A 20692-nucleotide genomic window follows, 5' to 3' on the forward strand; every position below is an offset into this window, starting at 1 on the left:
CTAGCGCCTCCTGCTCTTGGGGTCGAAGGCGTCGCGGATGCCGTCTCCCAGCAGGTTGAACGCGAGGACGGTGAGGGTGATGGCGAGGCCCGGGAAGATCATGACGTGGGGAGCCTGGAAGATGTAGTCGCGGCCGCGGCCCAGCATGTCGCCCCACTCGGCCTGGGGTGGCTGGACGCCCAGGCCCAGGAAGCCCAGGGCCGCGGCGTCGAGGATCGCTCCCGAGATGCCCAGAGTCGCGCGGACGATGATCGAGGGGGCGACGTTGGGGAGGATGTGGCGGAAGATGATCTTGGCGTCGGAGTCACCGATGACGCGGGCGGCGCTGACGTAGTCGTTGGCCTTGACCGAGAGCACCTGGCTGCGCACGATGCGCGCGTACTCGGGGATGGACACCAGGCCGATGGCGATGACCGCCTTGTCGATGCCCTTCCCGAGCGCCGCCATGAAGGTGATGGCCAGGAGGATCGAGGGCACGGCCAGCATGATGTCCATGAGGCGCATGATCGCGGTGTCGGCCTTGCCGCCCTTGTAGCCGGCGATGGCGCCCAGGGTGACGCCCACGACCAGAGAGAGCGCGACGGAGATGACGCCCACGGTGAGCGAGACCTGCGCGCCCACCATCATGCGGGCAAGGATGTCGCGGCCCTGCTGGTCGCAGCCAAACCAGTGCGTGGCGCTGGGGGCGGCGAAGGACTGGGTCAGGTCCTGCTCGTAGGGGTCGTACGGGAGCACGCCGGGGGCGATGGCCGTGACGACGGCTATGAGCACGACGAGGCCGATGAAGACCAGGCTGGCCATGGCCGGGCCGTTGTGGCTCAGCGAGTACCAGACGTCCTTCCAGATGGACTCCGCCTTCTGCGGCCTGGCGGCGTCGACGCCCTTCGTGGGCCCCATGGGCTCCTGCCCGGAGTCGAGTGTCTTCTCCACCAAGATCACCCCTCTTCCTGCGAGTACTTGATGCGCGGGTCAAGGTAGGCGTACACGATGTCCACAATCAGGTTGATGACAACGAAGATCACGCCGATGAGAAGCACGGTGCCCTGGACCACCGGGAAGTCGGACTTCAGGATGGAGTCGACCACGTACTTGCCGATGCCGGGCCAGGCGAAGACGGTCTCGGTGAGGAGGGCGCCGCCCAGGAGGCTACCGAACTGCAGGCCGATGACGGTGGTGACCGGCAGCATGGCGTTGCGCAAGGCGTGATGGCGGTCGACGCTGCCCTTGGGCAGGCCCTTGGCGCGGGCGGTGCGGACGTAGTCCTCGCCCAGGGTCTCGAGCATGCTGGAGCGCGTCATGCGCGTGATGATGGCCATCGAGTAGAGCGAGAGTGCGAGGGCCGGCAGCACGATGTGCTGCAGGGCGTTACCCAGGGCCTCGAAGTCGCCGGAGAGCAGCGTGTCAAGGATGAAGAGGCCCGTGCCGCCCACCGGCGCCAGAAGCGGGTCGATGCGCCCGCCCGAGGGCAGGACGTGCAGGGTGCCGGCGAAGAGGATGATCATGAGCACGCCGGACCAGAAGATGGGCATCGAGACGCCCACCAGCGCCACGAAGGTGCTGAGGCCGTCCACGAAGGAGCCCTTGTGGACCGCCGCGAGCACGCCGAGCACGATGCCGAGCACGGACGCCACGATGATGGCGACGATGGCGAGCTCGACGGTGGCCGGGAAGCGGCTCATGATCTCGGTCGTGACGGAGGTGTGGGTGTAGTACGAGGTCCCCAGGTCGCCGCGGAGGGCCGATCCCAGGAAGTTGAGGTACTGCACCACGATGGAGGCCGTAAGCCCGTTCGCCTCTCGCCAGGCCTGCATCTGCTCCTGCGTGGCATGCTCGCCGAGCACGACGCTGGCAGGGTCGGCCGAGAAGACGCGCATGATCAGGAAGACCACGATCGAGAGGCCCAACAGGACGGGAATCGCCTGCAGGACGCGCTTGATCACATATCTCAGCACGTGTCTTCCTCCTCTCTCTTCTCATCTGTTCGCTCTTGTCGGGTCCGGCGACATGCGCCCCTCCGCGCGCGCCACCAGAAGCGCGACTCGGACCGGGCTCGCGTCCGGCCCGAGTCGCAGCGTTGCCTCGGGATGTCCCTCGGCCTTGGATGGGGGCGTCTCTCCCCCGTCCAGGGCTAGGCAGACTTGGTGCAGTTCCTCAGGAACACGACCGCCGTCGGGTGGTAGACGTAGCCCTCGACGTTGGCCTTGTGGCCCAGGAGGTTCTGAGAGTGCGAGATGGGCAGCCAGACCTGGTCCTCGGCCACGATCTGCTCGCACTGGTGGTAGACGTCGTCACGCTCGGAGCCCGCCGGAGTCGAGAGGCCCTTGGCGATGAGCGCCTTGTACTCGTCGTTGGAGTAGCGTGCGACGTTCATGGCGGTGTCGTCGACCGAGAGGAGGTTCATGAAGTTGTCGGGGTCGCCGTTGTCGCCGTTCCAGCCATAGAAGCAGACGTCGTAGTTGCCCGCCTGGACGGCGTCCTTGTAGGAGGTCCAGTCGAACTGGTCGATGGTCATGTCGACGCCGACCTTGCTCAGGTAGCCCTGGACGGACTCTGCGAGCGCGGTGCCTCCCTTGCCGTTGTAGGGACGCGACACCGAGTAGGTGATGCACTTGACCTTGGTGATGCCCAGGGCGGCGAGCTCGGACTTGGCCGCGTCTGGGTCGTATTGGGCCTGCTGGATGTCGGAGTCGTAGGGGGCCATCCACAGGGGCATGACGGAGTTGGCGTAGGTGGCGTAGCCGTTGTAGAGGCTGTCCACGAGCTCCTGGACGTTGACTGCCTTGGCGAAGGCCTTGCGGGCGTCGGCGGTCTTGAAGATCTCGCTCTGGGTGTTGAAGGCGAGGTAGTTGATGTTCATGCCGTCGGTCTTGTAGACCTTGTCGCCGTTGTTCTCGACCTGGCTCACCACGGCCTCGTCGATGCCGCTGATGATGTCGGCCTCGCCGTTGGCCAGGGCGGTGACGCGCGAGGCGCTCTCGGCGATGAAGCGGAAGACGATGTTCTTGGCCTTGCCGGCGTTGTCCTTGTCCCAGTAGTCCTCGTTGCGCTCGAGCTTGATGTCGGAGTTCTTGGTCCAGCTCACGAACTTGTAGGGACCGGTGCCGACGGGGCTCTCGTTGAGCTTGCCGCCCTCGGCGGCGGTGGGGCTCACGATGGGCGAGGCCATGCACATGGCGAGGTTGGCCAGGAAGGCGGTGGAGGCGGCGCGCAGCTTGATGACGAGGGTGGTGTCGTCGGGGGCGTCGATGGAGGCGATGCCGTTGCCGTCGGCCTCGGAGCCAAAGGTGAAGGCGGCGTAGGGCATGTCCTCGGTACGCTGGGGCTCGAGCTGGCGCTCGATGGAGGCCTTGGCCGCAGCGGCGTTGAAGTCGGTGCCGTCGTGGTACTTCACGCCGGTGCGGATCTTGAAGGTGTAGGTGAGACCGTCGTCAGAGACCTCGTAGGACTCGGCGAGGCCTGGCTTGACGGCGCAGGAGTCGTCCTCGTACTGCAGGAGGTTCTCGTAGACCTGGACCATGACCATGGCGGACTCGCCGTCGTCGACCATGGCCGGGTCGAGGCCGCGGGGGTCGGAGGCCTGGGCGAAGGTGATGGTGAAGTCGCCGTTGGCGGACTTGGAGGAGCCGCCGGCGCGCTGGCTGCCGCAGCCGGCGAGGGCGAAGGCGCTGCCCGCGCTGACGGCCGCCATGGCCTTGACGAAGTTCCTTCTGGAGATCTGTGCCTTGGTGCTAGCCATGTGTACTCCCTCTCTGATGCACAAAGCCTGATATGGCGTCTTGGCCCACCGAGCCGCCGCCCCTCGCGGCTGTGGCTGCGGCGTAGCGGCCTGTGCGTATGTTTGCATCAGAAATGCAAGGGAGTGATTAAAATGGCGATTTTGAGAAGAAAAGTTTCTTGATACGTAACCAGTTGGACACTTTGCGTCCTTTTTGCGGCTGCCACCGACGCACGGCCCCTCGTCAGTGCAGGTCGGCCTCCGGCGAGAGGGACGATGGGTCGTGGCGTTGTGAACTCCAATCCTAACCATTTTCTTCAGATATCGATAAATGCCTTTGTGTGGAGTACAATCGAATTTAATAGATGACATTGGCTTATAAGGAGTGAGGAATATGGCAGGAACTTTGGCCAATGCGGCACTCTCCACCAAGGTCACGTCTGACGAGAAGACGCTCTTCACCCAGATATGCGACTCCATCGGGACCTCCCCCAGCAACGCGCTCAGGATGTTCGTCTCGGCCTTCAACCGCAGGGGAGGATTCCCCTTCGACCCCTCCAACCCCTACGGCCTTCCCCGCACCACGCTCAGGGCGATGGAAGACGCCGAGCAGGGACGCGTCACGGGCCCGTTCGAGTCAAACGAGGAGATGTGGGCCTCCATCTTCGACGACGGAGAGTAGCCGTGCTGAGCCTGGCCTATACCTCCCAGTTCAAGAAGGACGTTCGTCGCAGACGCAGGCAAGGCGCGGACCTAGAGAGGCTCGGCGAGGTGATCACCCTCCTGCGCAAGGGAGAGGTGCTTGGGGAGCGCTTTCGTGACCACGCCCTCGCCGGCAGGCTTGGCGGGCACCGTGAGTGCCACATAGGCCCGGACTGGCTGCTCGTCTATCGCATCGACGATACGCGCCTCATACTGACCGCCGTTCGCACCGGATCGCACGCCGAGCTCTTCGGCCTCTGAAACGCCCGGCCCCTGCCTTGCATGGCAAGGGCGGGGCGAAGGCTCCCGTCCAAATGGTCGAGCGGCCCCGTCCACGTTGCCGCAGGGCGGGGCCGCTCGAATGCCGGTCTATTCGCGCGTGGGGGACGGGAGCCTTAGAACTCCGCGTTGCCCACCGTGCGGGGGTGCGGCAGGACGTCGCGGATGTTGTCCACGCCGGTGAGGTACATGACCAGGCGCTCGAAGCCCAAGCCGAAGCCGGAGTGGTGGCAGCCGCCATAGCGGCGCAGGTCGCAGTAGTAGCGGTACTGCTCGGGGTCCATGCCCAGCTCGCGGATGCGGCCCTCGAGGACGTCGAGGCGCTCCTCTCGCTGGGATCCGCCGATGATCTCGCCGATGCCGGGAACCAGGCAGTCCGCAGCGGCCACGGTCCTGCCGTCGTCGTTGATGCGCATGTAGAAGGCCTTGATGGCAACGGGGTAGTCGGTCACGAAGGTCGGCCTCTTGAAGTGCTGCTCGGTGAGGTAGCGCTCGTGCTCGGTCTGGAGGTCGGCGCCCCAGCTCACGGGATACTCGAACTTCGTGCCGGCGGCCTGGGCATCCTCCAGGATCTTGATCGCGTCGGTGTAGCTCACGCGCGCGAAGTCGCTCGTGGCCACGTGCTCGAGGCGCTCGAGCAGGCCCTTGTCCACGAAGCGGTTGAACATGTCCAGCTCGTCGGGGCAGGTCTGTCGCACGTAGTTGATCACGTACTTGAGCATCTGCTCGGCCACGTCCATGTCCTGGTCGAGGTCGCAGAAGGCCATCTCGGGCTCGACCATCCAGAACTCGGCGGCGTGGCGGCGGGTGTTGGAGTTCTCGGCGCGGAAGGTGGGACCAAAGGTGTAGACGTCGCCGAAGCTCAGGGCGAAGTTCTCGGCCTGGAGCTGGCCCGAGACGGTGAGGCTGGTCATCTTGCCGAAGAAGTCCTGGCTCCAGTCGACGCTGCCATCCTCGAGCAAGGGCGGGTTCTTGGGGTCCAGGGTGGTGACGCGGAACATCTCCCCCGCACCCTCGGCGTCGCTCGCGGTGATGATGGGCGTGTTGACGTAGACGAAGCCGTTCTCCTGAAAGAAGCTGTGGATGGCGTAGGCCGCCACGCTGCGCACGCGGAAGATTGCCCGGAAGAGGTTGGTGCGGCTGCGCAGATGCTGCTGGGTGCGCAGGTACTCGCGGGTCTGGCGCTTCTTCTGCATGGGATAGTCGGGGGCGGAGGGGCCCTCCACCACGACCTCGGAGGCCTGGAGCTCGAAGGGCTGGGGGCGGTCGGGCGTCAGGCTCAGCGTGCCGCGCACGACGAGGGCGGAGCCGACGCTCTGGCCCACGAGCTCGTCGTAGCGCTCGCCCAGGGACTCGCGGTTGAGGACGACCTGCAGGTCCTTGAAGCAGCTGCCGTCGTTGAGGGTCACAAAGCCGAAGTTCTTCATGTCGCGGATGGAGCGGACCCACCCGGCGACCGTCAGCTCCTGGCCGCCCAGGCGGTCCATGTCTGCGTAGAGCGTTGCGATCTTTGTGCGCCTCACGAGCTTCCCCCTTGGGTTGTGCGATAAGTAGCTTGGTGACGGACGCCTGTGGGAGAGGCGCCGGACGCGTCAACCCATTGACTGTATCGCAAGTGGAGCCGCACGCACGCGGGGCACGGGCCGCCACGACAAAGGCCCATCAGGACGGAGGACCACCATGGAACACGTGAGCCACGCGGAGCGACCCGACTACGGGCTACTCGCCGAGCAGGTCAGGGCCCTCGCGGAGGAGGACCCGCGCTGGATGCCGCTGCTCTCCAACGCGTCGGCGCTCATCTACGAGGCGCTGCCCGACGTCAACTGGGCGGGCTTCTACCTCATCCCGGAAGGTGAGGGCAGGCTCGTCCTGGGGCCCTTCCAGGGGAAGGTCGCNCGAGGTCATACCATGCGGGACGCTGACCACCTACGGCGACGTCGCACGAGCGATTGCTGCCAGGAGGGACGACAGGACGAGGGTCTCAGCCCGGGCAGTGGGCGCGGCAGTCGGCCACAACCCCATAAGCGTCATCGTACCCTGCCACAGGGTGATCGGCTCGACGGGCAGCCTCACCGGCTACGCGGGCGGCATCTGGCGCAAGACGTGGCTGCTCGAGCACGAGGGCGTCGACCTGAGCCGGCTCAAGGTCCCCGCGACATGAGACGGACAGACGGCCCAGAGCAGCCGCCGAGGGGGCTCCTGAGGGGGCTCGAAAGGCGATGCCAGGCGGCGCGACCATAGCACGCGCGCACAGACAGGCGGGGCGGACGACATTCGCGCGTCCACCCCGCCATTCTCGCCCAGCCCCCTGCTCAGGCCCTATGCCTCGAGCACGAACTCCGGGTTGTCTCGGGTGACGATGCCCTTGTTCTGGACCGTTGCGCCCAGGAGCTCCTCCAGCTGCTGGGCAAGCTCGTCGATGGCGGCCCTCAGGTCGCCCGCGCGCTCCGGCTGCAGGTTCTCCATGATGAAGACGCAGTGCGGGGTCTGGTCCGTCACCTCGGTGCGCTGGCCGTCACGCCAGTTCCAGCAGCGGCACACGGCGCCCGCATCATCGACGTAGGCAAGCTCGCCCGGCAGCGTGGGGTCCGACTCGTCCTCGCCGATGGGCAGGTACTCGTCGCCGCCCTCGGTCACGGCCAGGCGAAAGGTGCCCTCGAGGGCGTCTATGTTCTCGGCGCCGATGGGCAGCGCGTACTTGAGCGAGATGGCGTTGGAGAGGTCGACGGAGGGATTGATGTGGCCAACGGGGTTGTCCTTCAGCACGCGCTTGAGCAGGTTCTCGACCGAGCAACGGGCGCCCTTCTTGGTCTTGAACCTGCGGTAGGCGTCGCGCCACACGGCCACGACCTCGTTCTCGCTGATGGTGTTGCTGGTGAGCCAGTCGCTTGCCTTGAGGTTGGCGCGGTCGAGCAGGCGCACTGCCTTCTTCGCCGCCTCCTCGCTCACCTGGTCGGTGGGCAGGATGCCGTCCACGGCAACGATGCCGATGGATGCTTCGGGGAAGAGCTCCCAGAACGAGTCCTCGGCGACGAACTTCTTCATGCGTCCCTCCTTCTGCGCGGCCGGGCGGCGGCGCACCTGATGTCTTGCCACTGCGGGCATCCTAGCACGAGTGCTGCATGACACCCTCCTAAGTAGGAATATTTTCTCTCACCTAACCATCTATTCACAGATAATATGCCATACATATGCAAAATTAAGCGGTAGAGAATGAATAGGCGCAACAAGTTGAGAGGGGTAAGCGCCTGCTAGGACGGCCACCCCTCACGGACGTGACGCAAGGAAGGGTCCTCCCAGGCCCAAAAGCTGCATATTGGTCGCAGGACCCAGGCTGGCGCGGACACCAAGGCGGGTGCCGGCACTAGAATGGTGCCCAGGGCAGGCCCGCGCCCCGGGCGGGGCGACGCGGCCCCACCCGCGCAGGCGAAGGCCGAGGCCCACTTACCGGGCAAGGCAGGAGGCAGCATGTCCAAGCAACTCAGCGGCACGGCGACCAAGGCCCTTGCCGTCGCGGCAGCAACGCCCGTCGCGCTGTTCGCCGCCTACTCGGCGGTCTCGCACCTCTACTATCGCAGGTCCAACATCGCCACCGCCTCAGAGGTCTACAACCGCGTGACCTCCGACAAGAACCGCATGGCAGACCCCATAGCCTGGGACAACTACATACTCGCCCACGCCGAGAGCAACGAGCAGCGCTACTCCCTGCCACCCCTCGTGGGGCTGCACGTCTCGGTGGAGGACAGCGACTTCGAGGGCATGCAGACCTTCGTCCTCAACCGCCGCAACCTCAANCACGCGGACGGCCGGGTCGTCGGCGTGCTCGACATAGACAGCCCGATGCGCGGCCGCTTCCTTCCCGAGGACGCCCGCGGACTCGAGCTGGTCGCGCAGGCGCTGGAAAGCTGCGCGCGCTAGCCGCGCACGTTGCTCTTGCCGCTCACGCGCTCGATCTCGAGCACGGTCACCGAGGTCTTGGGCAGCGCCGCGGCGATGTAGCGGATGCCCGCCTCCATGTGGCCGGGCGCGTACTTGCGCAGCAGGGCCATGAGCCCCGCGCGCTTCTCGTCGTCGTCCGCGGCGGGACGCAGACGCCCGAACGCCATGGCGGAGGCGTACCTCGTGGTGAACTCCGCAGGCTGGACGTCGTCCTGGGCGACCACGGTGATGCATGCCCTGCAGCCTGCGCCCAGGTTGGTCAGGCGATGGCCGCCCTTCATGGAGCCGTGCAGGTAGATGCGGCCGCCCTCGAGCGCGAAGCTGATGGGCACGCCATAGGGCTCGCCGTCGGGGTCCACGGTCGAGAGCACCGCGTTCGACGCGGACGCGAAGAGCGCGAGTGCCTCCTCGCGGCCCAGCTCCCTCTTCGCACGTACCATCTTGAACTCCATGGCGCTCTCCCCTCTTGCCGTGCGCAGTCGTGCCCATTTGCATGGTAGTCAGTCTGCCAAAAGGTATACCCCGACGGCCCGTGCTACGATGTCGTCAGAAAACAGTTAGCCAAAGCTAATTAGTGGCAAGCGGGCAAGGGAGACACATGGGCGAGAGGGACCACCTGCCCCTGTTCGGGGTGGGGCCGGCATACGTGGCGTGCATCCTCCTGACGACGGCTGCGGGAATCGCGGCGACCAGGCTCGGCATGCTGCCACGCGCAAGCGTCCTCGAACTCGAGCTGCCGCTCGTGGTCGCGGGTGCCATCCTCGCAGCGCTTGCCGTGGCCGTATGGGTCATGGGAGCCGTCGTGTCCAAGATCGACGCCCACGTGGAGAGAAACGAGCTCGTGACCACGGGCGTCTACGCCTGGGTGAGAAATCCCATCTACTCCGCCTTCCTCATCGCCTGCCTCGGCGCGATCCTCGTCGCCGGGAACCTCTGGCTCCTCGTCCTGACACCCATCCACTGGCTCGCGCTGACCCTGCTCATGCGGCGCACGGAGGAGCGCTGGCTTGCCGAGCTGCACGGCAGCACGTACCTGGACTACTGCAGGCGGGTTAACAGGGTCGTGCCCTGGCCCCCTCGTCGCAGGGCGTAGCCCAGGGTCGCGGCGCGGCGACTCCGCCGCCCCGCCAGCTGCCGCAAAACGCATGCGGACTCGCAACGTTCGAGGCGTACACTCCTCCCAAGGAACGACCACCCCGCCCCACGAGGGTCGCGGGGCCACAGCCCGGCGATTGGAGCCATCATGGAGAAGCGCCACATCGACCCCTACGAATACGCGAGCGCCATCACGAAGGCCAACGCCCATGGCATCCTGCTCACCACCAAGGCCGAGGGCGAAGTGGACACGATGGTCATAGGCTGGGGGCTCATCGGAACCCTCTGGGGCAAGCCCACCTTCCCCGCCTTCGTCCGCACGAGCCGCCACACCCATGCCCTGCTCGAGAAGAACCCCCAGTTCACCATCAACGTCCCCCTCGACCGCCTGGGCAAGCGCATCTTCGCCGTCGCCGGCACCAAGAGCGGCCGTCATGTGGACAAGGCAGCGCTGCTCGGGCTCACGCTCGCGAATGGGGGCAAGGTGGACGTCCCCGCGATCGCCGAGGCGCCTATCACCCTGGAGTGCAAGGTCGTCTATAGGCAGATGATGGACAGGGGCGCCGTGTCCGAGGCTACGCGCGAGCGCTTCTACCCCGCAGACGTCACCGACGTCGATGCGAGCGGGAGCTGCTACTACCACGAGATCTACTACGGCGAGATAGTCGACAGCTATGTCCTGGAGTAGCACTGGGACGACGAGGGGGCACGCCACGGGCACCACGCCCAGTCCGCAGTTGCCAGCAGGTCCCGAGGGGAGAGTCACGTGAGGCTCGACGAACTGGGAGACCCCAAGGCACCGACGATACTCATGGTGCCCGGTTCGTTCTGCACGGGCGATTCGGAGCTGCCCATCGCTCGTCGGCTGTGCGACCGCTTCCACGTCGTCACCGTGACCCTCGACGGGCACGTGAAGGGCGGAGGGGACTACCTCTCGAAGGAGGCATCGACCGAAGGCATGGTCTCGTGGCTGCACAGACGAGGCATCGACCACCTTGCCATGGCGCACGGGACCTCGATGGGCGCGATCAACGTGCTTGACGTCGCTCGGGAGGGCTCGGTCTCTGCCGACGTCTGGTTCTACGACGGCGGACCCTTCTTCGACCTGCCAAGGCCGGTCGAGACCCTCATGCGACGGCTGTTCCGCCGCGTGCTGGGAATCGGGAGGAGGAGGCCGGACGGCACGCCATGGAAGATCGACGTCGACAAGGTGCTGGGGGGCAGCGTGCTCAGGCACTTCCTGGGAGATGACGCACCGATGTACCGGGAGATTCTCGGCAACTGTGCGGAGGTGTGCACGTTCGTCTCGGACGCCACGCTGACCAACGAGTGCAGGACCTTCTGCGAGTGCAGGCTGCCTGAGCTGCCGCCCGACGTGGTGCGCCGTAGCGTGTTCGTCTGGGGCAGCAAGGAGTCGGCACGCGCATCGCGCAAGAGGGTCCAAAGTACGTACCCGGATGCGGAGTTCATTGACGCAGAGGGCTACAACCACTGCGGCCTCCAGTGCGTCAAGCCCGACGAGTACGCCTGTTTGCTGTCGGAGAAGATCGCACAGGGAAGGAGAGGGCCATGTCGTTGACATACCTGCTCGAATACGAGTCGCCCATCGGGACAGTCGTGCTCGCAAGCGACGGCGAGCGCCTGTGCGGCCTCTGGTTCGAGGGACAGAGATATTTCCAAGACAAGCTCGACGTGCGGCTGGGACATCCAGGGGAGCATCTGGGCGAGAGGGACGTCATACGAGGCCCGCAGGCCCGGCGCACACCGGGCATCTCCGCCGCTTGTGACTGGCTCGACGCGTACTTCGACGGCACCCCTTCCCCCACGCTGCCTCCCTTGGCCCTGAGAGGGACCCCGTTCCAGGAGGAGGTCTGGCGCGAGCTCGAGGTCATACCATGCGGGACGCTGACCACCTACGGCGACGTCGCACGAGCGATTGCTGCCAGGAGGGACGACAGGACGAGGGTCTCAGCCCGGGCAGTGGGCGCGGCAGTCGGCCACAACCCCATAAGCGTCATCGTACCCTGCCACAGGGTGATCGGCTCGACGGGCAGCCTCACCGGCTACGCGGGCGGCATCTGGCGCAAGACGTGGCTGCTCGAGCACGAGGGCGTCGACCTGAGCCGGCTCAAGGTCCCCGCNGGCGCTTCCTCGACAGCCTGGCCCGCCGCACGCGCGCCGAGGTCGTGGCGCCCATCTACCCGCTTGCGCCCGTCCACGGCCACGACGAGGCCTTCGCCGCCATCGAGGGGCTCTACCGCTCCATGGTCGAGAAGTACGGCGCTGACTCGGTGACCCTCATGGGGGACGCCTCCGGCGCGGGCATCGCCGCCTCCTTCTGCCAGCTGCTCCCCGAGCTCGGGCTGCCCCAGCCGGAGCGGCTCGTGCTCATCTCGCCCTGGGTGGACGCCAGCCTGGCCAACCCCGACGTCGCCGCCTATGAGGCGGCAGACCCCATGTTCGCCCTCCAGGGCCTGCGGCGCATCGCCCACACCTGGGCCAAGGGACTGGACATCAACGACCCGCGCGTGAGCCCCATCAACGGCGGCGTGCGCATGCTTCGCAACGTGATGGTCTTCACGGGCACGAGGGAGCTCTTCCACCCGGACGCAGTCCTCTTCCACCAGCGCGTCAACGCGGCGGGCATCCACTCCGAGCTCCATGTGGGCTCGGGCCTCAACGCGAACTACCCGCTGTATCCCATCCCCGAGGCAAACCGGGCGTTGGAAGAGATCGTCTCGGCCGTTTCGATGGACTAGCACCGACACGAACGGGCACGGCGAGGGGGGCGGACGCACGGCGAGGCGCCGCTCCGTGGGGCAGGCCGCCAGCACGCGACAACGGACAAGCAAGACGGGCAGAGGGAGGAACGTGGACGGATATCGCATCGAGCACGACTCCATGGGAGAGGTGCGGGTTCCCACGGACGCGCTCTGGGGCGCCCAGACACAGCGCTCGTACCAGAACTTCCGCATCGGGACCGAGACCATGCCCCCCGAGCTCATCCATGCCTTCGCGCTGATCAAGAAGGCGGCAGCCCAGGCCAACGTCGAGCTTGGCTGCCTCGAGCCCAGCGCCGCCACCGCGATCGAGGCCGCCTGCGACGAGCTGCTCGAGGGCCGTCACGCGGACGCCTTCCCACTCAAGGTCTGGCAGACGGGGTCCGGCACCCAGACCAACATGAACCTCAACGAGGTCCTCGCCCGACGCGGCAACCAGATCGCAGGCGAGAGGGGCCTCGCCCTCTCGGTCCCGCTGCACCCCAACGACTCCGTCAACCGCAGCCAGAGCTCCAACGACACCTTCCCCACCGCCCTGCACGTGGCGGCCGACCTGGCCGTGACGCAGCGCCTCATCCCCGCCGCCGAGCGCCTGGTGGCGACCCTCGCGCGGCTCGAGCGCCAGAACGAGGGCATCGTCAAGTGCGGCCGCACCCACCTTCAGGACGCCGTGCCCATAGCCTTCAGCCAGGAGATATTTGGCTGGCGCGGGCTCGTGGAGTCCGCCGTCGAGGAGCTGCGCGCGAGCCTCCCGGGCCTGCGCCGCCTCGCCCTGGGCGGGACCGCCGTCGGCACGGGTCTCAACGCACCGGCGGGCTTCGACAGGCTCGTAGCGGCCAGGCTCGCCGAGCTCACCGGCGAGCCCTTCCAGACCGACCCCAACAAGTTCCACGCGCTCACCGCCAAGGACGCCGTGGTCTTCTCGCATGGCGCCGTCAAGGCACTGGCGGCGAACCTCATGAAGCTGGCCAACGACGTGCGCTGGCTGGCCTCGGGCCCGCGGCTGGGCCTGGGCGAGATAAGCATCCCGGCCAACGAGCCCGGCAGCTCCATCATGCCGGGCAAGGTCAACCCCACCCAGTGCGAGGCGCTCACCATGGTCGCCGTGCAGGTCATGGGCAACGATGCCGCAATCGGCTTCGCCGCGAGCCAGGGCAACTTCGAGCTCAACGTCTTCATGCCCGTGATCGCCCACGACTTCCTGCAGAGCGTGCGGCTGCTCTCGGACGCGATGGCGTCCTTCGACGAGCACTGCCTGAGCGGCCTCAAGGCCAACCGCGAGCGCATGGAGCGCAACCTCCACGACTCGCTGATGCTCGTCACCTGCCTCAACCCGCACATCGGCTACGAGCGGGCCGCACAGGTGGCGCACAAGGCGTACGAGGAGGGGACGAGCCTGCGCGAGGCCTGCGTGGCGCTGGGCTTCCTCAGCGCGGAGGAGTTCGACCGGGTGTTCAAGCCAGAGGAGATGGTCTAGCAGATGAACGAGACGAGCGAGCGCAGTCTGAGGCTGCATGAGGAGCTTCACGGCAAGATCGAGGTCATCGCGCGCGCCGAGGCGCGGACGGCGGAGGACCTCGCGCTCCTGTACACGCCGGGCGTGGCAGAGCCCTGTCGCCAGATCCAGAGGGACTACCAGAGGAGCTGGGAGCTCACGCGCCGCGGCAACCTGGTGGCCGTCATCACCGACGGCACGGCCGTCCTGGGCCTGGGGGACATCGGTCCCGCCGCAGGCATGCCCGTGATGGAGGGCAAATGCCTGCTCTTCAAGGAGTTCGGCGACGTCGACGCCATCCCCCTCTGCGTAGACACGCACGACGTGGACGAGTTCGTCCGCACGGTGCAGCTCATCAGCAAGAGCTTCGGTGGCATCAACCTCGAGGACATCGCCGCGCCGCGCTGCTTCCAGATCGAGCGCAGGCTCCAGGAGCTCTGCGACATCCCCGTTTTTCACGACGACCAGCACGGAACCGCCATCGTCACGGCCGCAGGCTTACTCAACGCCGTGCGCCTGACGGGCAAGCGCATGGGCGAGCTCAGGATCGTCATGAGCGGCGCGGGGGCGGCGGGCATCGCCATCGCCACCCTTCTCATCCACATGGGCTTCGGCGACGTCATACTCTGCGACCGCCAGGGTGCCATCTACGAGGGGCGCGACGGGCTCAACCCCGCCAAGGATGAGGTCGCCCGCATCTCCAATCGCGCACGCGAGTCCGGATCGCTCGCGGACGTCCTGCGCAGGGCAGACGCCTTCATCGGCGTGTCGCAGCCAGGGCTCCTCACGAGCCAGATGGTCGCGACCATGAACGAGGGCATCGTCTTCGCCTGCGCCAACCCCACGCCCGAGATCATGCCCGCCGAGGCGCTTGCGGGAGGTGCGAGGGTCGTGGCAACCGGCAGGTCCGACTTCCCCAACCAGATCAACAACGTGCTGGTCTTCCCCGGCATCTTCAAGGGCGCCCTCGCTGCCCGCGCGCCCAGGATCACGGAGGAGATGGAGGTCGCCGCGGTGCACGCCATCGCCGGCCTGGTGACGGACGAGGAGCTCAGCGCGGAGTTCATCATCCCCAGCGCGCTGGACAGGCGCGTGGCAGACGTGGTCGCCGCCGCGGTCGCCGAGCGCGCGAGGTCCTAGCCGTTTGGTGCCAAGGGGTTGTTTACGCCTCGGTACCGACAAAGTTTGCGCCCCGGTAGCGACAAATAGGGAGGCTCCCGCCAAGCAGTGGACTGTCGAGGCCTGCGGCGAGGAAGGGGCCTCCCGTGTCGCGGCATCCCAGCGCAAGGCCGGCCCCGAGGGTGCGACGGACTCTGGTCGAGCACGTCGAGTCGGGACAGCGGGTCGCCGAGGCCTCCCGTCTATGCCACTCGTCGTCAGCGTAAACAACGTCATGGCGCACAACAGCTAGGACAAGCCAGGGGTTAGCCCGGCTGGGGTCAGCTGCGGTGTCTTTCGCTTTCAGGGTCCGCAGCCAACCCAGCCACAGCCCCTCTCCCCCACAGGCAAGCGTCGAGTGCGCAGTCTGAAGGCTTCAGCTTGCGCACTCGGCTTCCGGCCACCTGGCCCTTCGTGGCGAGAGGGGCGGTCTTCGCCGTCGAGTGCGCAATTCCGGCCTTTAAGCTTGCGCACTCGCGAAGCTGCAAGCCTTTAAGCTTGCGCACTCGGCGGGGATTCCAGGCGGGAAGACCGAACGAAGTGCCAGGCGAGAGAGACGCGCTACCCGAGCCGAAACCCTACTCCACGAAGTAGGAGGCGCAGTTGAGCGGGGTCTCGTACACGTCGACCTGACTCACCGGCATGCCCTCCTCCAGGAGGCGGTCAGCGAAGTAACNGGGGGGGCGGACGACCTTCGCGTGCCCCCCCCGCCATTCTCGCCCAGCCCCCTGCTCAGGCCCTATGCCTCGAGCACGAACTCCGGGTTGTCTCGGGTGACGATGCCCTTGTTCTGGACCGTTGCGCCCAGGAGCTCCTCCAGCTGCTGGGCAAGCTCGTCGATGGCGGCCCTCAGGTCGCCCGCGCGCTCCGGCTGCAGGTTCTCCATGATGAAGACGCAGTGCGGGGTCTGGTCCGTCACCTCGGTGCGCTGGCCGTCACGCCAGTTCCAGCAGCGGCACACGGCGCCCGCATCATCGACGTAGGCAAGCTCGCCCGGCAGCGTGGGGTCCGACTCGTCCTCGCCGATGGGCAGGTACTCGTCGCCGCCCTCGGTCACGGCCAGGCGAAAGGTGCCCTCGAGGGCGTCTATGTTCTCGGCGCCGATGGGCAGCGCGTACTTGAGCGAGATGGCGTTGGAGAGGTCGACGGAGGGATTGATGTGGCCAACGGGGTTGTCCTTCAGCACGCGCTTGAGCAGGTTCTCGACCGAGCAACGGGCGCCCTTCTTGGTCTTGAACCTGCGGTAGGCGTCGCGCCACACGGCCACGACCTCGTTCTCGCTGATGGTGTTGCTGGTGAGCCAGTCGCTTGCCTTGAGGTTGGCGCGGTCGAGCAGGCGCACTGCCTTCTTCGCCGCCTCCTCGCTCACCTGGTCGGTGGGCAGGATGCCGTCCACGGCAACGATGCCGATGGATGCTTCGGGGAAGAGCTCCCAGAACGAGTCCTCGGCGACGAACTTCTTCATGCGTCCCTCCTTCTGCGCGGCCGGGCGGCGGCGCACCTGATGTCTTGCCACTGCGGGCATCCTAGCACGAGTGCTGCATGACACCCTCCTAAGTAGGAATATTTTCTCTCACCTAACCATCTATTCACAGATAATATGCCATACATATGCAAAATTAAGCGGTAGAGAATGAATAGGCGCAACAAGTTGAGAGGGGTAAGCGCCTGCTAGGACGGCCACCCCTCACNTCGAGGACCGCGTCGAGGGCCCGGATGACGCCCTCGGTACCCGCGCCGCTCGCGATGCGGTCCACCACGTCGGCCGCGTCTTCGTTCACGATTGCCTCCCGGGCGCCCTCGCAGCGCAAGAGCACGTCCCTGAGCAGGGATTCTGCGGCTGCCAGGGCCTCCATCATACCCGAACGCTCCTTGGCGGTGAGCTCTCGGCGCTGGTCGAGCTCGAGCTGGCGCAGGGCGGCGGTGCTCAGGTAGTCGCTGCCCTCCCTGAGCGACTCCTCCTGCTCCACGCGCAGGCCGTCCAAGGGGGCTCCGACCTCGGCCACTATCCTGCGAGCGGCGACGAGCACGTCCCAGGAGTCATCGCGCCCCAGCTCGCCGAGGCTGCGCACCACGAGGCGACGCAGCTGGCGGCGCTCGGGCGAGGCCAGGAACTCGGCGGCGCGGTCGGGGGTCCCGGCGACGGAGAGGGCTATCCTCGCCTCGGCACCGCTGGCGCCGTCAATCGCCGCGAGCGCCTGGAGGGCGTCGTCCTCGCCCAAGATGCGGAACGGCACCTGCTGGCAGCGCGAGACGATGGTGGGCAGGACCGCCGCGGCAGAACGCGCGATGAGGATGAAGTACACGCCCGAGGGCGGTTCCTCTATGGTCTTGAGCAGGGCGTTTGCTGCAGCGTCACGCAGGAGGCCGGCATTCTGGACGATGTAGACCTTCGCCTTCGCCCGCACCGGCGCCAGACAGACGTCGTCCAGGAGCTCGCGCACCTGAGACACCAGGTAGCCGCCGGCGCTTCCCGGAGAGACCAGCCGCACGTCGGGATGGGTGTGATGGGCCACGCGGATGCACTCGTCGCAGCTGGCGTCGCCGCCGTTGGGGCAGACGAGGCACTGCGCGAGGNCTGTGCCGACGAGCGCGGGCCCGCAGCACCCCTGGCGCCGCTTCCGGACTCCCCCGCGCCAGGCTCCTGCCTGCCGTGACTGCGGCGATGCCTGGTCTTCACGAAGATGTCCGACGAGTCGAAGCCCTGCTCGACGCCCACGCCGTTGGCGCGGTCGAGCTCGGCGAGCGCCATCTGCACGTCGGGAGACTCGAGCCTGTCAAGCGCCTCGCGAGTCACGGTGTCGGGCCTGCAGGGGCAGTGGAGCTCCTCGCTCTTGCGCACCGCGGCCTCGCTCGCCTGCATGCCCGAGAGCGGCACGCGGATCTGCTTGCCGTTCTCGAGCCTGAGGGCGATCTGCTCCTTGGGCGTGTCGTACTCCACAATCTTCGCCTTGCCCAGCGGCGTGTCAATGACGGCGTTGCGCTTGGGCGCGCGTGACTTGAAGTCGCGGTAGGCCTCGAACTCGTAGCGCAGGCAGCACATGAGGCGCCCGCAGGCGCCGCTGATCTTGGTGGAGTTGAGGGGCAGGTCCTGCTCCTTGGCCATGCGAATCGAGACGGGCTCGAACTGGTGGCCGAAGCGCGCGCAGCAGAGCTCCTGGCCGCAGTGGGCGTAGCCGCCCACGATCGCCGCCTCCTCGCGCACGCCGATCTGCCTCATATCGATGCGACCGTGCAGCTCGCGGGCCAGATCGCGGATGAGCTGCCTGAAGTCCACGCGCTCGTCGGCCGAGAAGTAGCACACCACCTTGTCGCCGCCGAAGAGGTGCTCCACACCCACGGGCTTCATGTCCAGCCCGGACTCGTGGACGAGTCGTCTGAAGGTGACGAGGTCCCTCTCGCCCTGGTCCGCCAGGCGGGAGGCGTGGTTGAGGTCCTCCTGCGTGGCGATGCGCAGGACCGACTTGAGGCGGGACTCGCCGATGGTCTGGGCGAGCTCCTCCTCGCCCAGCTCGCGCGCGTCCATGGTGGCGAGCCCGATCTCCTGTCCGCGCTCGGTGGCGCAGATCACGTGGTCGCCCTCCTGGGCACCGGTGCCCGCGGGGTCGAACCAAAGGTCCCTGGACGCATACTTGAACTTCACCGGGATGACGGTGGGCATGCGAGTGCCTCCTTGGCAGAGAGAAGCATGGCCTCAAGGGCCAGCTGGGGGTTTACGTTGCGGGCGAGCTGGTGCCTCGCCTCGAGGACCGCGTCGAGGGCCCGGATGACGCCCTCGGTACCCGCGCCGCTCGCGATGCGGTCCACCACGTCGGCCGCGTCTTCGTTCACGATTGCCTCCCGGGCGCCCTCGCAGCGCAAGAGCACGTCCCTGAGCAGGGATTCTGCGGCTGCCAGGGCCTCCATCATACCCGAACGCTCCTTGGCGGTGAGCTCTCGGCGCTGGTCGAGCTCGAGCTGGCGCAGGGCGGCGGTGCTCAGGTAGTCGCTGCCCTCCCTGAGCGACTCCTCCTGCTCCACGCGCAGGCCGTCCAAGGGGGCTCCGACCTCGGCCACTATCCTGCGAGCGGCGACGAGCACGTCCCAGGAGTCATCGCGCCCCAGCTCGCCGAGGCTGCGCACCACGAGGCGACGCAGCTGGCGGCGCTCGGGCGAGGCCAGGAACTCGGCGGCGCGGTCGGGGGTCCCGGCGACGGAGAGGGCTATCCTCGCCTCGGCACCGCTGGCGCCGTCAATCGCCGCGAGCGCCTGGAGGGCGTCGTCCTCGCCCAAGATGCGGAACGGCACCTGCTGGCAGCGCGAGACGATGGTGGGCAGGACCGCCGCGGCAGAACGCGCGATGAGGATGAAGTACACGCCCGAGGGCGGTTCCTCTATGGTCTTGAGCAGGGCGTTTGCTGCAGCGTCACGCAGGAGGCCGGCATTCTGGACGATGTAGACCTTCGCCTTCGCCCGCACCGGCGCCAGACAGACGTCGTCCAGGAGCTCGCGCACCTGAGACACCAGGTAGCCGCCGGCGCTTCCCGGAGAGACCAGCCGCACGTCGGGATGGGTGTGATGGGCCACGCGGATGCACTCGTCGCAGCTGGCGTCGCCGCCGTTGGGGCAGACGAGGCACTGCGCGAGGGAGAGGGCCGCCTCCTCCATGCCGGAGCCGGGGGCTCCCAGGAAGAGGTAGGCCTGGCTCAGCCGTCCCTCGGCGAGGGCGGTGGAGAGGAACGCGCGCACGCGGGGCTGCTGGCCCAGCCCCTCCAGCGCGGGGGGGACGGCCGGCTGCAGCGGGTCCCTGCCCTGGGCGGCCAAGCTACTCTCCTCCCTTGGGGAGGGGGACGTTCAGGTCCTCCAGGTCCCGCCCCGAAAGCGCGGGCAGGAGCGCGACGAGCTCGCCCACGAGCCGTCCCAGGACCTCGCGCTGGCTGCCTCGCGCGTCAATCACGCGCACGCGCGCGGGTTCCTCCGTGGCAAGGCGCAGGTAGGCGTCGCGCGTCCTCCTCTGGAAGGCGAGGCCCGCCTCCTCCATGCGGTCGACGCCGCCACGGGTCGCGCGCTCGAAGCCCAGAGCGGGGTCGATGTCCAGAAGCAGGGTGAGGTCAGGCGAAAGGCCGCAGCTCCCCAACTCGTTGCAGCGCCTGACCAGGCCCTCGTCCAATCCGCGCCCGCCGTGCTGGTAGGCATAGGTGGAGTCGTAGTAGCGGTCGCAGAGCACCACGGCCCCCCGCGCGAGGGCGGGCACGATGACCTGGCGCACGAGCTGCGCCCGCGAGGCCTCGTAGAGCAGAAGCTCGCATTCGTCCGCCATCATGTCGTTGGCGGGGTCGAGGAGGATGGAGCGGACCTTCTCCGAGACCTGGGTCCCGCCGGGCTCGCGCAGGCTCACGACCTCCAGGCCGACCCCCTCCATGAGGCGGGCGAGGAGCGCCGCCTGGGTGGACTTGCCGCTCCCGTCGATTCCCTCGAGGCTGACGAAGGCGCCTCGCGCGGGTACGGCAGGGGCCTTCGCGGACCCGTAAGTTGCTTGGCTCATGAGGC

At 67.2% G+C, this 20692-nt stretch carries 17 protein-coding genes and 4 pseudogenes; 10 read left to right on the plus strand and 11 right to left on the minus strand.

The features are described from left to right. The 3 genes from nikC to BQ7388_RS06805 form a co-directional block, all read right to left on the minus strand. Positions 1-930, minus strand: coding sequence for a nickel transporter permease (gene nikC / locus BQ7388_RS06795; protein WP_234946937.1), 930 nt, complete (start codon positions 928-930; stop codon positions 1-3). A 5-nt stretch (positions 931-935) separates the two neighbouring features. Continuing rightward, positions 936-1952 carry an ABC transporter permease gene (locus BQ7388_RS06800; RefSeq protein WP_072500096.1) on the minus strand — a complete coding sequence of 339 codons (1017 nt, stop codon included), beginning with the start codon at positions 1950-1952 and terminating at the stop codon, positions 936-938. 176 nt (positions 1953-2128) lie between these two features. Then, a complete protein-coding gene (locus BQ7388_RS06805) occupies positions 2129-3736 on the minus strand; it encodes an ABC transporter substrate-binding protein (protein ID WP_072500097.1) in 1608 nt (535 codons plus the stop codon). A gap of 373 nt (positions 3737-4109) precedes the next feature. Between BQ7388_RS06805 and BQ7388_RS06810 the strand changes: the two genes are divergently transcribed. Together BQ7388_RS06810 and BQ7388_RS06815 are read left to right on the plus strand one after the other, a co-directional pair. Beyond that, positions 4110-4397, plus strand: a complete 288-nt coding sequence (locus tag BQ7388_RS06810) for a type II toxin-antitoxin system RelB/DinJ family antitoxin (RefSeq protein ID WP_009278789.1) — start codon at positions 4110-4112, stop codon at positions 4395-4397. A gap of 2 nt (positions 4398-4399) precedes the next feature. After that, the gene (locus tag BQ7388_RS06815) at positions 4400-4678 is read left to right on the plus strand and encodes a type II toxin-antitoxin system YafQ family toxin (protein WP_009278788.1); all 279 of its coding nucleotides are present in this window, start codon (positions 4400-4402) and stop codon (positions 4676-4678) included. A 134-nt stretch (positions 4679-4812) separates the two neighbouring features. Here BQ7388_RS06815 and asnS read toward each other — a convergent pair whose 3' ends face one another. After that, a complete protein-coding gene (asnS, locus tag BQ7388_RS06820) occupies positions 4813-6219 on the minus strand; it encodes an asparagine--tRNA ligase (RefSeq protein WP_072500098.1) in 1407 nt (468 codons plus the stop codon). Between the two features lie 383 nt (positions 6220-6602). Here asnS and BQ7388_RS06830 point away from each other — a divergent pair. Further along, positions 6603-6857 (plus strand): annotated as a pseudogene (locus tag BQ7388_RS06830) (methylated-DNA--[protein]-cysteine S-methyltransferase); the annotation flags it as partial. A 158-nt stretch (positions 6858-7015) separates the two neighbouring features. On the opposite strand, the gene BQ7388_RS06835 reads toward BQ7388_RS06830, so the two are convergent. Together BQ7388_RS06835 and BQ7388_RS06845 are read right to left on the minus strand one after the other, a co-directional pair. Then, on the minus strand, positions 7016-7741 hold the full coding sequence (locus BQ7388_RS06835; protein WP_072500100.1) for a B3/B4 domain-containing protein: 726 nt from the start codon (positions 7739-7741) through the stop codon (positions 7016-7018). A gap of 869 nt (positions 7742-8610) precedes the next feature. Beyond that, complete coding sequence (locus BQ7388_RS06845; protein WP_009278785.1) at positions 8611-9087, minus strand: pyridoxamine 5'-phosphate oxidase family protein; 477 nt, start codon at positions 9085-9087, stop codon at positions 8611-8613. A 146-nt stretch (positions 9088-9233) separates the two neighbouring features. On the opposite strand from BQ7388_RS06845, the gene BQ7388_RS06850 reads away from it, so the two are divergent. The 7 genes and pseudogenes from BQ7388_RS06850 to BQ7388_RS06880 all read left to right on the plus strand — a co-directional run bounded on the left by BQ7388_RS06850 (position 9234) and on the right by BQ7388_RS06880 (position 15145). Continuing rightward, positions 9234-9728 (plus strand): methyltransferase family protein, encoded by a 495-nt coding sequence (locus tag BQ7388_RS06850; protein WP_009278784.1) that lies wholly within the window; start codon positions 9234-9236, stop codon positions 9726-9728. Positions 9729-9878: 150 nt separating this feature from the next. Further along, a complete protein-coding gene (locus tag BQ7388_RS06855) occupies positions 9879-10418 on the plus strand; it encodes a flavin reductase family protein (RefSeq protein WP_072500102.1) in 540 nt (179 codons plus the stop codon). A gap of 78 nt (positions 10419-10496) precedes the next feature. Next, positions 10497-11309: an alpha/beta fold hydrolase gene (locus tag BQ7388_RS06860; RefSeq protein WP_072500103.1), complete on the plus strand. Its 813-nt coding sequence runs from the start codon at positions 10497-10499 to the stop codon at positions 11307-11309. Further along, positions 11306-11839 (plus strand): annotated as a pseudogene (locus tag BQ7388_RS06865) (methylated-DNA--[protein]-cysteine S-methyltransferase); the annotation flags it as partial. The gene BQ7388_RS06860 and the pseudogene BQ7388_RS06865, both read left to right, overlap by 4 nt. A 77-nt stretch (positions 11840-11916) precedes the next feature. Next, positions 11917-12489: an alpha/beta hydrolase fold domain-containing protein gene (locus tag BQ7388_RS06870; protein ID WP_083558308.1), complete on the plus strand. Its 573-nt coding sequence runs from the start codon at positions 11917-11919 to the stop codon at positions 12487-12489. Positions 12490-12601: 112 nt separating this feature from the next. Then, positions 12602-13987 (plus strand): class II fumarate hydratase, encoded by a 1386-nt coding sequence (fumC, locus tag BQ7388_RS06875; RefSeq protein WP_072500106.1) that lies wholly within the window; start codon positions 12602-12604, stop codon positions 13985-13987. Between the two features lie 3 nt (positions 13988-13990). After that, entirely contained in the window at positions 13991-15145 is a 1155-nt protein-coding gene (locus BQ7388_RS06880) for an NAD(P)-dependent malic enzyme (protein ID WP_072500107.1), read from the plus strand. 757 nt (positions 15146-15902) lie between these two features. Here BQ7388_RS06880 and BQ7388_RS06890 read toward each other — a convergent pair. The 5 genes and pseudogenes from BQ7388_RS06890 to tmk all read right to left on the minus strand — a co-directional run bounded on the left by BQ7388_RS06890 (position 15903) and on the right by tmk (position 20687). Then, positions 15903-16628, minus strand: coding sequence for a B3/B4 domain-containing protein (locus BQ7388_RS06890; RefSeq protein WP_072500100.1), 726 nt, complete (start codon positions 16626-16628; stop codon positions 15903-15905). A 154-nt stretch (positions 16629-16782) separates the two neighbouring features. After that, positions 16783-17694 (minus strand): annotated as a pseudogene (locus BQ7388_RS06895) (DNA polymerase III subunit delta'); the annotation flags it as partial. A gap of 458 nt (positions 17695-18152) precedes the next feature. After that, a pseudogene (locus BQ7388_RS06900) lies at positions 18153-18824 on the minus strand (PSP1 domain-containing protein); the annotation flags it as partial. Further along, entirely contained in the window at positions 18803-19891 is a 1089-nt protein-coding gene (locus BQ7388_RS06905; RefSeq protein WP_009278774.1) for a DNA polymerase III subunit, read from the minus strand. The pseudogene BQ7388_RS06900 and the gene BQ7388_RS06905, both read right to left, overlap by 22 nt. 76 nt (positions 19892-19967) lie before the next feature. After that, entirely contained in the window at positions 19968-20687 is a 720-nt protein-coding gene (gene tmk, locus BQ7388_RS06910; protein WP_009278773.1) for a dTMP kinase, read from the minus strand. Positions 20688-20692: the final 5 nt, after the last annotated feature.

This window comes from Olsenella phocaeensis (assembly GCF_900120385.1).
In the GTDB taxonomy this organism is placed as follows: Bacteria; Actinomycetota; Coriobacteriia; order Coriobacteriales; family Atopobiaceae; genus Olsenella_I; species Olsenella_I phocaeensis.